Source organism: Streptomyces sp. NPDC000941, from assembly GCF_053599555.1.
On record NZ_JBSFMM010000026.1, the window covers coordinates 1 to 15,028 of the forward strand.

Sequence of the window (15,028 nt, forward strand, 5' to 3'; positions counted from 1 at the left end):
GACGGCGCAGGAGGCCGCGAGCCCCCAGCCGGCCGAGTACGCCTGGCCGAAGCCGACCGCGCCCAGGGTCATGACGGAGGCGATGGACAGGTCGAAGCCCGCGGTGGCGGTCCGGCTGCGCGGCGCGGACCGCAGCCAGGCGGCCCGCAGGCGCAGGGTGCTTGAGCAGTCCTTCGGCCAACTGCCGGAGGCGGACGGCCCGTTCGCCGGGCGCCGGGCCCAGATCACCCAGATCGCCCAGTGGGTCCAGCAGGCGCGGGCGAGCACGGAGACCAGACCGACCGTGGTGCTGCTGGAGGGCCCGCCCGGGTCGGGCCGGACGATGCTGGCGGTGCGGGCGGCCCACCATCTGCGCGACCAGTTCCGCGGCGCCTGCCTGGTGGATCTGCGCGGCGACAGCCCCGGCCAGGCCCCGCTGCCCACCCGGGACGCGCTGCTGCACCTGCTCAACCGGCTCGGCGCGCCCCGCGACCAGCTGCTCTTCCGGGAGCGCTCGGCCCAGGGGCAGCACGTCAAGCGGCTCACCGAGCTCTACCACCAGCATCTGACCGGCCTGCCCGTGACGATCGTGCTGGACGACGCCAGCGACGCCGAGCAGGTGCGCACGCTGGTCCCCGAGCGGTCCGACAGCCTGGTCCTGGTCACCTCGCGCGCCCCGCTCGCGCTGCCGCCCGACCTGGCCGCGTGGGTCCACCGGCTGGAGGTCGGCCCGCTGGACGAGCCGGGCGCCGAGGAGCTGCTGCGCGCCTCCGCCGAGGAGCCGACGGGCGCGGGCCCGTACGACGGGCAGTCCGTGGAGCGGATCGCCGAGCTGTGCGGCCGACTGCCGCTGGCGCTGCGCATCGCGGGCTCCTCGCTCCCCACCCGCACCCCCGGCCTGCTGGTCTCCGCCCTGGAGGCGTACGGCCCGGTGGGCCCGGTCGAGCGGGCGCTGTGGCTGCGCTACACCGACCAGACCGAGGGCGCCCGGCGGCTGCTGCGCCGTCTCGCGCTGGCCGGGCGGGCCAGCCTGGGCGCCGCCGCGGCGGCCGCGCTGCTGGAGACGGACGGCCAGGAGGCGGTCCGCCACCTGGACGCGCTGGCCCGCGCCGGGCTGCTCCAGCACGTCCGCGGCAGCCGCTACCGCCTGCACGACCTGGTGCGCGCCTTCGCCCACGGCCGGCTGATGGACGAGGAGGAGCCGGCCCGCCGCACCGCCGCCCAGGAGCGGCTGATCCGCAGCTATGCCGAGCTGGCGGACTCGGTGATCCGGATGGTCGACGGCAAGACCTCCACCCGCGCCGACATGTTCACCAGGGGCGCGGCGGGCGGCCATGGCTTCACCTCCCTGGACGCGGCGCTGCGCTGGCTGGACGACGAGTCGAGCTTCATCACGGCCGCCCTGCGCCACGCCGAGGGCGTGGACCAGTCCGCGGTGCTGCATCTGCTGGGCGCGCTGTGCGACTACTGCCTGCTGCGCGGCGATCTGTACCGGCTCGGCGAGATCAGCGAGCTGACCCAGGCCGTCGACCAGGGGCTGTTGATGCGCTCGGTGCAGTGGCGCACCGGCATCGCGGCCCGACAGCTGGGCGAGCTCGACCAGGCCCGCACCACCCTGTCCTCGGTGGTCGACCTGTACTTCGAGGCGCAGCACGAGGCGGGCGCGGCCCGCGCGCTGTGCAGCCTGGGCATCACCCTGCACCACCAGGGCAATCTCACCGAGGCCGCGGCGAAGCTGACCGAGGCCATGGAGCTTCAGGCGGCCGACGAGCTGCGCGCGGACCGGGCGTGGACGATGCACGCGCTGGCCGCAGTGGAGCGCGACCGGGGCCGGCTCGGCAGGGCGCTGGAGCTGCTGGACGCGGCCCTGGAGCTGCACCGGGAGAGCGAGAGCGTGCACGGCCAGGCGTGGGCCCACTTCCAGCTCGGCCAGGCGTGCCTGCGCATGGGCGAGGTGCCGCGCGCGGAGCGGGAGCTGCGCGAGGCGCTGGATGCCTACGGCCGCACCCACGACCAGCGCGGCGAGGCATGGGCGCTGACCCAGCTGGCCCGCGCCCGGCTGGTGGCCGGGGAGGCGTCGGCCGCCGTCGACCAGTTGCGCCAGGCCCTGTCCCGCCACCGGGAGAACGAGGACGCGCGCGGCGAGGCGTGGACGCTCTACTACCTGGGCCAGGCGCTGGAGGAGCGCGGCAACCATGACTCGGCGGTGCGCGACCTGGAGCGGGCCCGCACGATGTTCAGCCGGATGCGGGATGTGTACGGGTTGGCGTGCGCCCGCCACCACTCCGCGCGGGTCACCCGGGATCTGCGGGCGGCGCAGACGGGCTCCCTGCGCAACAGCGGATTCCCGCGGCAGCTGCTGCAGGACGCGCGGCAGGACTTCCGCCGGGTGGGAGTGGCGCATGGCGAGGCGTGGTCCTGTGTGGAGCTCGCGGTGATCGACGCGGGAAACGGGCGGGCGGAGCAGGCGCTGGACCTGGTGGAGGAGGCGGCGCGGCTGTTCGCGGAGTACGGCGACCGGCGCGGCGAGAGCTGGGCCCGGTTCCTGCGCTGCACCCTGCTGCCGTTCGCCTCGGCGGGCGGCTCGGTCGTCGGCACGGCGGTGGCCCAGGAGGAGCTGGCGGAGCTGCTGGGCGAGCTGCGGTCGGCCGACTGGGCGGGGGACGCGCGGCTGGAGGGGTGCGCGGAGGCGTTCACGCTGGTGCTGGAGCGCGGCGTGGAGCCGGAGACGGGATGGCAGGCGTGGCAGCTTGGCATGGTGCCGAGCCGCCACTCCCGGGAGGTCATGGCGGTCCTGCCGACCGCGGCGGGTGCGCGGGGCGGCGGGGTCGGCGAAGGCGCCGGGGCCGGGGCCGCCCCGGACAACCGGCCCGACGACGGTGACCGGACCGACGACAGCGGACGGACAGGCGACGGCGGGCACGCCAACGACGGCGCCCGGACCGACGACGGCAGGGCCGACCAGGGTGACCGGGGTGATCGATGACACAACTCGGCCCAGCGAGCCCCGGCCCGGGCCACGGACCGCCGGGCGGGCGGCCGACAGGCGGGCGGCCGCCGGGCGACCAGGCCACCGGGCAGGCAGCCAGGCCGCCGGACGACCAAGCCGTCGGGCGGTCGGGCCGTCGGACGACCGAGCCCCCGGGCGAGCGGCCAACTGGCAGGCAGCCGCTTGGCGAGCGGACATCGGGCGAGCGGACGACCGGGCCGTCAGGCGACCCGGGCCGCCGGGACAGCGGCCGTCAGGCAGGCCGCCGTCGGACGACCGGGCCCTCAGGTGACCGGGCCGTCAGACGGGCGGCATCGGCCCGCGGCCCGTCGGGGCAGCGAGACGGTCGGGCCGCGGGCCGTCAGGGCGGCGCCGCGGTCGGTCAGGCCGTGCGCTCGCCCTTGGCGCCCGGGGCGGCCTTCGAGGACGCGGTGGCCGGGGCGGTCTGCCCGGCCTCCGGCTCCTCCTCGAAGTCCACCTTCTTCATGTGCTTGTTCATGGACTTCATCAGCAGCCACACCGCCCCGCCGATCAACGCGAAGACGATGAAGCCGAGGACGCCCGGCGTCACCTTGTTCTCGTCGAGCTCCTTGGCGAGCGGCACGAGATGCGTCATGGCGAGGGTGCTGGTCGCGCTCATCATGAGCTCAATTGTTGCGGATGCCTGCGAAGAGGTCGTCCTCGGGGAGGGATGTGTCCACGAGCGACTTCGCGAGCTCGTATTCCTCGGTCGGCCAGATCTCCTTCTGGATGTCCATCGGCACCCGGAACCAGGCGCCGTCGGGGTCGATCTGGGTGCGGTGCGCGATCAGCGCCTTGTCGCGGATCTCGAAGAAGTCCGCGCAGGGCACAAAGGTGGTCAGGGTGCGCTCGGCCCGCTCGAACTGCTTCCAGCGCTCCAGCCACTCCCCGTACGGCGACTCCATGCCGCGTGCGAGCAGCCCTTCGTGCAGCGCGACGGTGCGCGGCCGGTTGAAGCCCTGGTTGTAGTAGAGCTTGAGCGGCTGCCAAGGCTCGCCCGCCTCGGGGTACTTCTCCGGGTCCCCCGCGGCGTCGAAGGCCACCATCGAGATCTTGTGGGTCATGATGTGGTCGGGGTGCGGATAACCGCCGTTCTCGTCATACGTGGTGATGACATGCGGCTTGAACTCGCGGATCAGCTTGACCAGCGTCCCCGCCGCCTCGTCCACATCCTGCAGCGCGAAACAGCCCTCGGGCAGCGGCGGCAGCGGATCGCCCTCGGGCAGCCCGGAGTCCACATAGCCCAGCCATTCCTGCTTGACCCCGAGGATCTCGCGCGCCTCGTCCATCTCCTTGGCGCGTACCTCGTGGATGTGCTCCTCGATATAGGGGTCCCCCTGGAGCTTGGGGTTGAGGATGGACCCGCGCTCACCGCCTGTGCAGGTCGCGACCAGCACGTCCACCCCCTCGGACACGTACTTGGCCATGGTGGCCGCGCCCTTGCTCGACTCGTCGTCGGGGTGGGCATGGACGGCCATCAAACGCAGCTGATCAGTCAAGTCTCGATCCTCGGTGATTCGTCGTGGAAGACGGCTTCTATAGTGACCCAAACCGGGGGCGAATAATTCCGGGTCCGCCAACCAGGAGGAACGATCATGGCCACGGTCCACGAGGGACTGCATGACGGGCGTTACGGCCGGTCGGCGGACCAGCGTGCCGACCGCAAGCTGAAGATCCTGGGTGCCGTGCTCGGCACCGGGTTCCTCGCCATGATCGTCTGGTTTGGTTATTCGTATATCACCGGCCAGCAGGACCTCAGCGCCCAGGTGACCGGTTTCAAGGTGGTCTCCGACAGCGCCGTCGAGGTGCGTCTGGACATCACCAAGGACACCGGCACCACCGGGGTGTGCACCGTGCGCACCCTCGACAAGGAGCACGGCGAGGTGGGGCGCAAGGACTTCACCTTCGCCAAGGGCCAGGGCGATGCGGTCAAGGTCGTGACGGTGCGCACCACGGGTCGGGCGACCAGCGCCGAGCTGGTCGGCTGCGATCCGGTGTCGGGCCACTGAGCCCCGTCTGACCTGCACTGACGCGTTTCATCCGCATTGCGCCCACATTCCTCCTCCCTGTTTCGAGCCGGAATTGTTAGGCTCGTGGTTTCGCCCGGCTTTGAAGGCGCACCCTTCTGAGTAGGGCGTTCATTTGTATTCCCAGCACCGACAAGGAGCACCTGTGACCCAGACCAGCGAGAACGTCACCTGGCTGACCCAGGAGGCGTACGACCAGCTCAAGGCCGAGCTGGAGTACCTGTCGGGTCCCGCACGTGTCGAGATCGCGAAGAAGATCGAGGCTGCCCGCGAGGAAGGTGACCTGCGGGAGAACGGCGGGTACCACGCCGCCAAGGAGGAGCAGGGCAAGCAGGAGCTCCGTGTGCGCCAGCTGACGCAGCTGCTGCAGCACGCGAAGGTCGGCGAGGCCCCCGCGGACACCGGCGTGGTCGCTCCGGGCATGGTCGTCACCATCGCCTTCGACGGCGACCCGAACGACAGCCTGACGTTCCTGCTGGCCTCCCGCGAGTACGCGAGCTCGGACATCGAGACCTACTCGCCGCAGTCCCCGCTGGGCTCGGGTGTGAACGGCAAGAAGGTCGGCGAGGACGCCTCGTACGAGCTGCCGAACGGCCGCACCGCGTCGGTGAAGATCCTCGAGGCCAAGCCCTACCAGAGCTGACGCCGCGCCCCGCCAGGGTCGATGATCGCCCCCGATCTCGGCCCGGCCCCCGATCTCGGCCCGATTTCGGCGACCGCCTCGCTCAGGCGGTCGCCGAGCGGTACTTACGGACCGCCAGCGTCCGGAAGGCCAGGATGATCAGGGTCGACCAGAGGACCGAGGCGAGCACCGGGTGCTGCATCGGCCAGGCGTCGGAGACCAGCCCCTCGGGGTTGCCGAACAGCTGGCGGCTCGCCTGCACCGTGGCGCTGAACGGATTCCAGTCGGCGATATGCCCCAGGAACGCGGGCATCTTGCTGGAGGGCACAAACGCGTTCGAGATGAACGTCAGCGGGAACAGCCAGATCAGCCCGCCGGAGGTGGCCGCCTCCGGGGTCCGCACGGACAGCCCGATCAGCGCGCCGATCCATGAGAAGGCATACCCCAGCAGAAGCAGCAGCCCGAAGGCCGCGAGCGCCTTCAGCACCCCGGCGTGGATCCGCCATCCCACGATGACCGCGACGATCGCCAGCACCACCAGCGTCAGCGCCGTCTGCACCAGATCCGCCAGCGTACGGCCGGTGAGCACCGCGCCGCGGGCCATCGGCAGCGAGCGGAAGCGGTCGATCAGCCCCTTGTGCATATCGTCGGCGATCCCGGCGCCCGCGCCCGCCGTCGCGAAGGTCACGGTCTGCGCGAAGATCCCCGCCATCAGGAACTCCCGGTACACATTCGCGTCGGCGCTGCTCTGCCCCGGGACCATGATCGCGCCACCGAAGACATAGCTGAACAGCACCACGAACATAATGGGCTGAACCAGGCCGAATACCACCACCTCGGGAATCCGCATCATGCGGATCAGATTCCGACGGGCCACGACGAGCGAGTCACGGACCGACTGGACGGGCCCGCCCCACACCCGCGGGGTTACGGCGACGCGACCCCCATGCGCCGCGGCCGCCCCGGAAACCGCCCGGGGGGCCGTGTCGGTAGCCGTGTCGGTAGCCGTCCCCGAAGCCGTGTCGGTGGCCGTATCGGTCGCCCCGGGAGTGGACTCGGGCGTTGTTTCCTCCACTCTGGCCATCACTTGGCCTCCTCCTCGGCACCGTCGCCGCCCTCGGCACCGTGGCCGGTGAGCGAGATGAACACATCGTCGAGAGTCGGGCGGCGCAGCCCGATGTCGTCGATCTCCACCCCGCGCGCATCCAGCTCCCGGATCACCTCGGCGAGCAGCTTGGCCCCGCCGACGACCGGGACGGTGACCTTACGGGTGTGCCGCTGCACGGCGATCTCGCCCTTGCCGAAGCCCCGCAGCACCTCCTCCGCGACCTCAATATGGGCGGGCTCATGGACCACCACCTCCACCCGCTCCCCGCCCGTACGCGCCTTGAGCTGGTCGGAGGTACCGCGCGCGATGACCCGGCCGCGGTCGATCACACAGATGTCATGCGCCAGATGATCGGCCTCTTCCAGATACTGGGTCGTCAGCAGCAGCGTCGTGCCGCCCGCCACCAACTCCTGGATGACCTCCCACAGCGACTGCCGGTTTCGCGGGTCGAGGCCGGTGGTCGGCTCGTCCATGAACATCACCGGCGGGCTGACGACCAGGGCGGCCGCCAGGTCCAGCCGGCGGCGCATCCCGCCGGAGTACGTCTTGGCGACACGGTCGGCCGCGTCCGCCAGATGGAACCGCTCCAGCAGCTCGCTCGCGCGCGCCTTCGCCTCCCGCGCGCCCATCTGGTACAGCTGGCCCACCATGCGCAGGTTCTCACGGCCGGTCAGATACTCGTCCACGGCGGCGAACTGCCCGGACAGCCCGATCGAACGGCGCACCTGATCGGGGTGGCGCAGCACGTCCACGCCCGCGACGCGCGCCTTACCGCTGTCCGGCTCCAGCAACGTGGTCAGCACCCGCACCGCGGTGGTCTTCCCGGCCCCGTTGGGCCCGAGCAGCCCGAGCACGGTCCCTTCCGGTACGTCGAGATCGACCCCGTCCAAGGCTCTGACGTCGCCGAAGGTCTTCACCAGACCTTCGGCATAGATGGCACCTGGCATATGCGTCCCCCATGTCCGTGCGGTGCGCTTATCGAGGGATCCAACTTTCGCCCGAATTACCCCGCCTGTCCATGCCTGTGGAAAACCGCCTGTGGAAAACCACGGGGGCAAGGGACACAGGGCAAAGGAGCCTGGGACTCAGGGGAAGGCAGCCGGGAACTCAGGCCCAGGGAACTGGGAACTCAGGCGCAGGGAACTGGGAACTCAGGCACGCATGAAGCCCTACGGCAACACCCGGTAACCCGCCTCGCACAGCGCCTCCCGCACCTCGTCGCAGTGCTCGGGCCCCTTCGTCTCCAGGTGCAGCTCCACCTCGGCCTCGGTGAGCCCGAGCCGCGGATCGGTCCGTACATGGCCCACGTCCAGCACATTCGCATCGACCGTCGTCAGTGCCGCCAACAGGGTGGCGAGCGCCCCCGGCCGGTCCGTGAGCCGCAGCCGCAGCGAGAGATAGCGCCCCGCCGCGGCCATGCCGTGCCGCAGGATGCGCTGCATCAGCAGCGGATCCACATTGCCGCCCGAGAGCACCGCCACCACCGGTCCCTCGAAGGACTCCGGCTCCGCGAGCAGCGCGGCCACCGAGCAGGCCCCGGCCGGTTCGACCACCAGCTTCGCCCGCTCCAGACACAGCAGCAGCGCCGCAGCCAGCGCGTCCTCGGACACCGTACGGACCTCGTCCACGAGCTCGTCGATGATCCGGAACGGCACATCGCCGGGGCGCCCCACCTTGATCCCGTCGGCCATCGTCGTGGGCGCCTCGATCGACACCGGATGCCCGGCGGCCAGCGAGGGCGGATACGCCGCGGCGCCCGCCGCCTGCACCCCCACCACCCGTACGTCCGGCCGCAGCGCCTTCACCGCCACCGCCACCCCGGCCGCGAGCCCGCCCCCGCCCACGCCGACCACGACCGTGCGTACTTCCGGGCACTGTTCCAGGACCTCCAGGCCCAGCGTGCCCTGCCCGGCGATGATGTCCGGGTGGTCGAAGGGGTGGATGAAGACCGCGCCCGTGCGCCGGGCGTACTCCTGCGCGGCGTGCATCGTCTCGTCCACGATCTGGCCGTGCAGCCGCACATCGGCGCCGTAGTCCCGGGTGGCCGCGATCTTCGGCAGCGGCGCGCCCTGCGGCATGAAGACGGTCGAACGCACACCCAGCAGCGAGGCGGCCAGCGCGACGCCCTGCGCGTGGTTCCCGGCGCTGGCCGCCACCACGCCCGCGGCCCGCTCCTCGGGGCTGAGCCCGGCGATCCGCACGTACGCCCCGCGCAGCTTGAAAGAGCCCGTACGCTGCAGGTTCTCGCATTTCAGATGCACCGGCGAACCCACAAGACCGGACAGATAGCGGCTGCCTTCGAGCGCGGTGACCCGGGAGACCCCCGAGAGCATTTTCTGCGCCGCACGCACCTCGTCGAGCGTGATCACGGACGTCGGAACACCGGAAGACGAGGTACCGGAAGTGCGGGTAGTGCGTGGGGCCATGGTCCCAAGTCTCGCAGCTCGCCCCACGCGCACCAGCGGCGGCCGGGATCCGGACGGCAGGTTTCTGCAGCCCCCGTACGGGCGGGCCCCCAGCCGCGTACTCTGTGCCCCATCCCACAGACCACCGCATGAAGTGAGCCTTAGTCCATGCCCACCCAATCGGACATGACGACCCACCTCGACACCGGCGTACTCGACCTCCTGCAGCACCAGGTCGCGGTCTTCGCCCGGCGCGCCGAACAGACCCGCCTCGGCGGCGTCGGACAGGCCCGCAACTCCATGGACCGCGCCGCATATCTGCTGCTCAACCGGCTCGACAAGGAAGGACCGATGGGAGTCAAGGCGCTCGCCGCGGGCATGGGCATCGACTCGTCCACCGTCACCCGCCAGGTCGCCCCGCTCGTCGACTCCGGCATGGTCAAGCGCACCTCCCACCCCGAGGACGGCCGCGCGGTCGTCCTCCAGCTCTCCCCGCGCGGCAAGGCCCGCCTGGAAGAGGTGCGGTCCTCACGGCGCGCCCTGATGGCGCAGGTGACCGACGGCTGGACCGGGGAGGAGCGGGACATCTTCTGCGATCTGCTCACCCGTTTCAACGTCGCGCTGGCCGCCGCGCACGCCACCGTGCCCCAGGCGGCGTCCGCATCCTGAGCCAGTCCTGAGCCCACCCCGCAGCACCTCCGGGGGCACGCCTCTTGACCGAGTGGCCGTGCCTGCCGTGTCCTGAAGGGGGACCCGTGTCCTGAAAAGGACGGGAGGCGGAGGACGGGTGCACGAGAGGCGGGCAGCACGGGAAAGCCGCCGCGCCCGGGAGTTCGCGGCGTTCGCCGCGGGGGCGGGCGGTCGGCTGCTGCATGCGGCCACACTGCTCACGGGGGAAGCACCGGGGGACATTCCAGGGGGACCACTGGGGGAGAACAGCGCCGCCGAGCGCCTGCTGACCGCCGCGCTCGCCCGCACCTACGCCCGCTGGGACCGGCTGCGCGGAGAAGATCCGTACGACCACACCCGCCGGGAACTGGCCACCCTCTTCGCCAACCGCGCCTGGCACTACCGCCGGCCGCGCGGCGGCCTCCTGGGACGGCTCACCCCGCAGGAACGCCTGGTGCTGGTGTTACGGCTGCATGAGGGCGTGGCGGAGGAGCAGGCCGCGGCCACCCTCGGACTGTCGGTCGAGCGGGTGCGCGCCGTCTGTACGCGCTCGGTGGCGCTCATGCGCAGCCACGCGCCGGAGACTCGACGCGCACGCCCGGAGCCCCGCCGGGCGGCGGGGGCGGCGTCATGAGCGTCCCCGAGCGCAAGGCGACGTCATGAGCTCCTTCGACCGCAAGGAGGACCAGGTCCGCCACATGCTGAACGGCCCGTACCCGGCCGTGCCACCGGACCTGGCCGACCGGGCGGCCGGGCGGGGGCGGCGGATGCTGCGCCGCCACCGCGCCGTACGGGCCGTCGGCTGGGTCCTGCTGATCGCCGCGATCATCGCCTTCACGGTCTGGGCGGTGATCGTCCAGCCGTGGACGACGCCGCCGACCGACACCACGCCTCCCCTGGAGGGGTGGTGACGGCGGCAAAAGGCGGACCGGATTACGCGAGAACCAGGGACCGACTCACGCAAGTAATGGTTACGCGAGTGCCTGGCTGAGATCCGCGAGCAGATCGTCGACCGCCTCGATGCCCACCGAGAGCCGGACCAGATCGGCGGGCACCTCCAGGGCCGACCCCGCCACCGAGGCGTGCGTCATCCGGCCCGGGTGCTCGATCAGCGACTCGACGCCGCCCAGCGACTCGCCGAGCGTGAACAGCCGCGCCCGGTCGCAGACATCGACCGCCGCCTGCTCGCCGCCCGCGACGCGGAAGGAGACCATGCCGCCGAAGGACCGCATCTGCTTGGCCGCGACCTCGTGCCCCGCGTGCCCGGGCAGCCCCGGGTAGAAGACCTCGGTCACCTTGGGGTGCGCGATCAGCAGCTCCGCGACGCGCGTGGCGTTCGCGCTGTGCCGGTCCATCCGTACGGCGAGCGTCTTGATGCCGCGCAGCACCAGCCAGGAGTCGAACGGCCCGGCGACGGCGCCCATGGCGTTCTGGTGGAAGGCCAGTTCGTCGCCGAGGGCGGGGTCGGAGACCACGAGCGCGCCGCCGACGACGTCCGAGTGGCCGCCCATGTACTTGGTCGTCGAGTGCACGACGACATCCGCGCCCAGCGCGAGCGGCTGCTGCAGATAGGGGCTGGCGAAGGTGTTGTCGACGACGAGGCGGGCCCCGGCGGTACGGGCGATGTCGGCGACGGCGGCGATGTCGGTGATGCCGAGCAGCGGATTGCTCGGCGTCTCGACCCAGATCACCTTCGTACGGGGCCGCAGCTCGGCCCGCACCGCGGCCGGGTCGGAGGTGTCCGCGACCGACCACTCCACCCCCCACCGCTCGGCGACCTTGGCGAAGAGGCGGAACGTGCCGCCGTACGCGTCGTTCGGGATGACGACGTGGTCACCGGGCACCAGCAGCGTGCGCAGCAGGCAGTCCTCGGCGGCGAGCCCGGACGCGAAGGCGAGGCCGCGGCGCCCGCCCTCCAGCGCCGCCAGGTTCTCCTCGAGGGCGGTGCGGGTGGGGTTGGCGGAGCGGCTGTACTCGTATCCGCCGCGGAGCCCGCCCACCCCGTCCTGCTTATAGGTGGAGACCTGATAGATCGGAGGGACGACGGCGCCCGTGAGCGGGTCCGCCTCCTGCCCCGCGTGGATGGCGAGGGTTTCGAAGCTCTGCGCGCTGCGCCCCGCGCCGTTGTGCGGGTCGGGCTGCTGGGTGTGCTGCTCGGTCATGGGGCCGAGGGTAATGCCCACCGCGGTACTAGCGGGTTCAACGACCGGGCGGGCACATAGGCTGAAGCACAGACGTTCTCACTACGGGTACCGGGCACAGCAGGGGCAGCAGGGGACACACATGGAGTATCTGATCTTCCTCATCGCCATCGTCATGATCGGCGGTGTCCTCATCGTGCCCGCCGTGCGCCGGATGCGCGGCGGCAATGAGGCCAACCGCGGCGCGGTGCTCGCCACGGACCCGGGGGCGTACGGCTTCGTACCGCGCGACCAGCTGGACGTACGGCTGCCCGGCCCGGACCGCGAGCTGATCGAGGCCCTGGAGGAGGTCCAGCGCACTCAGGACTGGCAGCCCGCCGCCCGCCTGCTGGCCCTCACCGACGCGAGCTCCGAACTGCGCTGGCAGCGGGTGCAGACCCTGGCGGGCGCGGCGGCCTTCGAGCTGGCCCAGGCGCCGGGCCAGGGCGGCATGTGGCTGCGCACCTGGCGGGTCGCGGCGCCCGAGGACCCGGGCGCGGCCGCCGTGCACGCGGAGTTCCTGGTCCGCCAGGCGCTGCGCGACCCGTCGTCCGACGACTTCCGGATGATCCTGGAGGAGGCCCGTACGGTCAGCGCCGAGGCGGCGCGGCTGGCCCCGGACGACCCCGTGCCGTACATCACCGAGCTCGGCATCGCCCGCGGCCTCGTATACCAGCAGGCCGACTTCGAAGAGCTCTGGACCAAGGTCACCGAGCGCGCCCCGCACCACATGGGCGCCCACCTCGCCGCGCTCCACTACTGGTGCGAGAAGTGGCACGGCTCGCAGGACCTCGCCGACGCCTTCAGCCGCGCCGCCGCCGGCTCCGCCCCGGCCAAGAGCCTGCTGCCCGCCCTCCCCCTCTTCGCGGTCTTCGAGCACCTCCCGGAGGCCAACCTGGTGCGCACCCTGTACCAGAGCGCGGTCGTCACCCGCGCCATCGAAGGCGCCCTCTTCGCGGTCCACGAGGCCCCGGCCGACCACCCGGTCCAGCCCCACGTCCGCCACCTGCTGGTCTGGTTCCTGGTGCGCGCCGAGCGCTACGCGGAGGCGATGGAGCAGCTCCGCCATGTGGACGGACACGTGGGCGCGATCCCGTGGTCGTACGGCATGGACCCGGCGGCGGAATACACCGTCTACCGGGCGCTGGCGGTGGCGGGCTGGGAGGGCCGGGGCGGCACGCCGGCCACGCTGCCGCGCTGAGCCGCTGCCGCGCTGAGGGGGGCGGGGGGCGTCGTGGTCAGCCCTCCGTGCGGGCGGGCAGCCGCCATCCCGGGCGCGGGAAGTGGCAGGTGTAGCCGTCCGGGTAGCGCTGAAGGTAGTCCTGGTGCTCCGGCTCGGCCTCCCAGAAGGGGCCGACCGGCTCCACCTCGGTGACGACCTTGCCTGGCCACAGTCCGGAGGCATCCACATCGGCGATCGTGTCCTCGGCGATCCGCTTCTGCTCGTCGTCCACGTAGTAGATCGCCGAGCGGTAGCTGAGGCCGATGTCGTTGCCCTGGCGGTTCTTGGTGCTCGGGTCGTGGATCTGGAAGAAGAACTCCAGGAGCGCACGGAAGTCGGTCTTCTCGGGGTCGAAAAGGATCTCGATGGCCTCCGCGTGCGTGCCGTGGTTACGGTACGTCGCGTTCGGCACGTCGCCCCCGGTGTATCCGACCCGGGTCGCCGTCACCCCCGGAAGGCGGCGGATCAGCTCCTCCATCCCCCAGAAACATCCGCCCGCCAGCACGGCCCTCCGCGTCTGCGCAGCCATTACGGCCCTCCAATATCTATCAGCTCGATCGCTCGAACTACTCGGCTCGGACTACTCGGCTCGCACACCACCGGAATCCCACGGACACTGCCCTCAACGTATGAGGGTCGCAACCGATTCCGTGCCCGCCCAACCGGCCCTGCGGCCGACTCCCTGGCGAAGTGAACGGCCGTCGTCAATCAGTGGCCGCCCAGACCGGCCGGCCGCTGCCCGCCATGAGAAAGGCGATCAAGGCCGCCGGAGTGGCTTGGCTCGGGGCGGGATCGGGACGTCCTCTGCAGCAGCAAACCGACTCTATGAGCGCCTCGGCTTCCAGGCGCGGCACTCGACGGTCTACCGCTTCCCGATCGACCGATAGGCGCTCGACGGCACGGGCTCCAAGCTAAGCAACCCGTCCGCTGGTGGGTCCTGCCCGCCTGCCGGATAGGGATCGCGTCTGCCAACGGCTGAAACCGCCGACGTGTCATCCGATCGGATGATCGCTGCCCGAAGTCGCGGCGATCGCCCGTATCCCCCCTACGCTGCGAACGGTGGAGCGACCGTACGACATCGAGATCGAACCTGAGGTAAGAGAGTGGCTGGATGCTCTGCCGCGCGAGCACTACCGAGCGGTTGAGCGCCACGCCGACCGCTTGGCACAAGAACCGACAACGCTCGGCGAACCGTACTCCCGCCACTTGAGCGGGCCGGTCCGCAAGCTCCGCTTCCACCTGGGCGACGGTGCCGTACGCCTCACCTACTGGCTCGCGCCGGAACGCCGTATCGTATTTCTGACCGTCTTCCGCAAGAACCGGATGCGCGAAGAGCGGCAGGTCCAGAGGGCTCTCTGGGCTCAGAAGGAATGCGAAGAGTCGCACGCCGCCGCGCAGACCACCTATCACCGGACGTTCGAGGAGTCACCGTGAGCAGGGGTTACCACACCTCATGGACGATCCCTGAGGAACACCGAGCCGATCCGGCGTACCTCGAGGCAGGCGCCGCCATCGCCCTGGGGCAGGCCGTCTACGACCGCCGCACGGCCTTGGGCATCGACCAGGCATTGCTCGCCGAACGGACGGGGCTCGCCATGGAGGACATCGACCGCCTTGAAGGAGGTGGCACCATGCCCACGCTCCCACTCCTGCGCACCTTGGCCAAGGCACTGGACGCCGCACTGGACGTGTCGATCGACACGGAAGAAACCCGCGTCTCGTTCGTGCCGCACGCCGCTTGACGCCCTTCGCATCGCCCGGTGGGCCGTCTACGTCCACATTCAGTGGCAACCCACACCGCCGAAC

The 15,028-nt window shown here is 71.3% G+C and carries 16 protein-coding genes; 9 read left to right on the top strand and 7 right to left on the bottom strand.

Annotated elements, in window-relative coordinates; translation table 11 throughout:
• Positions 1-70 precede the first annotated feature (70 nt).
• Positions 71-2,965 (top strand): tetratricopeptide repeat protein, encoded by a 2,895-nt coding sequence (locus ACWDSL_RS11385; RefSeq protein ID WP_450484189.1) that lies wholly within the window; start codon positions 71-73, stop codon positions 2,963-2,965.
• Positions 2,966-3,350: 385 nt separating this feature from the next.
• Here the strand turns inward: ACWDSL_RS11385 and ACWDSL_RS11390 are convergent, their stop codons facing one another.
• Positions 3,351-3,608 (bottom strand): hypothetical protein, encoded by a 258-nt coding sequence (locus ACWDSL_RS11390; RefSeq protein WP_385626758.1) that lies wholly within the window; start codon positions 3,606-3,608, stop codon positions 3,351-3,353.
• A 7-nt stretch (positions 3,609-3,615) separates the two neighbouring features.
• Positions 3,616-4,488, bottom strand: a complete 873-nt coding sequence (mca, locus tag ACWDSL_RS11395; protein WP_089505131.1) for a mycothiol conjugate amidase Mca — start codon at positions 4,486-4,488, stop codon at positions 3,616-3,618.
• Positions 4,489-4,584: 96 nt separating this feature from the next.
• Here mca and ACWDSL_RS11400 point away from each other — a divergent pair, with 96 nt between their 5' ends.
• Positions 4,585-4,998 carry a DUF4307 domain-containing protein gene (locus ACWDSL_RS11400; protein ID WP_450484068.1) on the top strand — a complete coding sequence of 138 codons (414 nt, stop codon included), beginning with the start codon at positions 4,585-4,587 and terminating at the stop codon, positions 4,996-4,998.
• A 163-nt stretch (positions 4,999-5,161) separates the two neighbouring features.
• Positions 5,162-5,659 (top strand): transcription elongation factor GreA, encoded by a 498-nt coding sequence (gene greA / locus ACWDSL_RS11405; protein WP_089505133.1) that lies wholly within the window; start codon positions 5,162-5,164, stop codon positions 5,657-5,659.
• Between the two features lie 82 nt (positions 5,660-5,741).
• Here the strand turns inward: greA and ACWDSL_RS11410 are convergent, their stop codons facing one another.
• The 3 genes from ACWDSL_RS11410 to ilvA form a co-directional block, all read right to left on the bottom strand.
• Positions 5,742-6,722, bottom strand: a complete 981-nt coding sequence (locus tag ACWDSL_RS11410; RefSeq protein ID WP_450484070.1) for an ABC transporter permease — start codon at positions 6,720-6,722, stop codon at positions 5,742-5,744.
• Positions 6,722-7,693, bottom strand: coding sequence for an ATP-binding cassette domain-containing protein (locus ACWDSL_RS11415; RefSeq protein WP_450484072.1), 972 nt, complete (start codon positions 7,691-7,693; stop codon positions 6,722-6,724). Before ACWDSL_RS11415 ends, ACWDSL_RS11410 begins: the two co-directional genes overlap by 1 nt.
• A 222-nt stretch (positions 7,694-7,915) precedes the next feature.
• Positions 7,916-9,172 (bottom strand): threonine ammonia-lyase, encoded by a 1,257-nt coding sequence (gene ilvA / locus ACWDSL_RS11420; protein ID WP_450484074.1) that lies wholly within the window; start codon positions 9,170-9,172, stop codon positions 7,916-7,918.
• A 147-nt stretch (positions 9,173-9,319) separates the two neighbouring features.
• Here ilvA and ACWDSL_RS11425 point away from each other — a divergent pair, with 147 nt between their 5' ends.
• The 3 genes from ACWDSL_RS11425 to ACWDSL_RS11435 all read left to right on the top strand — a co-directional run bounded on the left by ACWDSL_RS11425 (position 9,320) and on the right by ACWDSL_RS11435 (position 10,731).
• Complete coding sequence (locus ACWDSL_RS11425; RefSeq protein WP_450484076.1) at positions 9,320-9,820, top strand: MarR family winged helix-turn-helix transcriptional regulator; 501 nt, start codon at positions 9,320-9,322, stop codon at positions 9,818-9,820.
• 118 nt (positions 9,821-9,938) lie between these two features.
• Positions 9,939-10,454, top strand: coding sequence for a sigma factor-like helix-turn-helix DNA-binding protein (locus tag ACWDSL_RS11430; RefSeq protein ID WP_450484078.1), 516 nt, complete (start codon positions 9,939-9,941; stop codon positions 10,452-10,454).
• Positions 10,455-10,479: 25 nt separating this feature from the next.
• Positions 10,480-10,731, top strand: coding sequence for a hypothetical protein (locus ACWDSL_RS11435; RefSeq protein WP_450484080.1), 252 nt, complete (start codon positions 10,480-10,482; stop codon positions 10,729-10,731).
• A 60-nt stretch (positions 10,732-10,791) separates the two neighbouring features.
• On the opposite strand, the gene ACWDSL_RS11440 is transcribed toward ACWDSL_RS11435, so the two are convergent.
• Positions 10,792-11,982, bottom strand: coding sequence for a cystathionine gamma-synthase (locus ACWDSL_RS11440; protein WP_450484082.1), 1,191 nt, complete (start codon positions 11,980-11,982; stop codon positions 10,792-10,794).
• Positions 11,983-12,103: 121 nt separating this feature from the next.
• Here ACWDSL_RS11440 and ACWDSL_RS11445 point away from each other — a divergent pair, with 121 nt between their 5' ends.
• Positions 12,104-13,201: a hypothetical protein gene (locus tag ACWDSL_RS11445; protein WP_450484084.1), complete on the top strand. Its 1,098-nt coding sequence runs from the start codon at positions 12,104-12,106 to the stop codon at positions 13,199-13,201.
• A 37-nt stretch (positions 13,202-13,238) separates the two neighbouring features.
• Here ACWDSL_RS11445 and msrA read toward each other — a convergent pair whose 3' ends face one another.
• The gene (msrA, locus tag ACWDSL_RS11450; RefSeq protein WP_450484086.1) at positions 13,239-13,751 is read right to left on the bottom strand and encodes a peptide-methionine (S)-S-oxide reductase MsrA; all 513 of its coding nucleotides are present in this window, start codon (positions 13,749-13,751) and stop codon (positions 13,239-13,241) included.
• A 530-nt stretch (positions 13,752-14,281) separates the two neighbouring features.
• On the opposite strand from msrA, the gene ACWDSL_RS11455 reads away from it, so the two are divergent.
• Positions 14,282-14,656 (top strand): type II toxin-antitoxin system RelE/ParE family toxin, encoded by a 375-nt coding sequence (locus tag ACWDSL_RS11455; RefSeq protein ID WP_450484088.1) that lies wholly within the window; start codon positions 14,282-14,284, stop codon positions 14,654-14,656.
• Positions 14,653-14,964: a helix-turn-helix domain-containing protein gene (locus ACWDSL_RS11460; RefSeq protein WP_450484090.1), complete on the top strand. Its 312-nt coding sequence runs from the start codon at positions 14,653-14,655 to the stop codon at positions 14,962-14,964. The genes ACWDSL_RS11455 and ACWDSL_RS11460 overlap by 4 nt, the downstream gene beginning before the upstream one ends.
• The last annotated feature ends 64 nt before the right edge of the window (positions 14,965-15,028 follow it).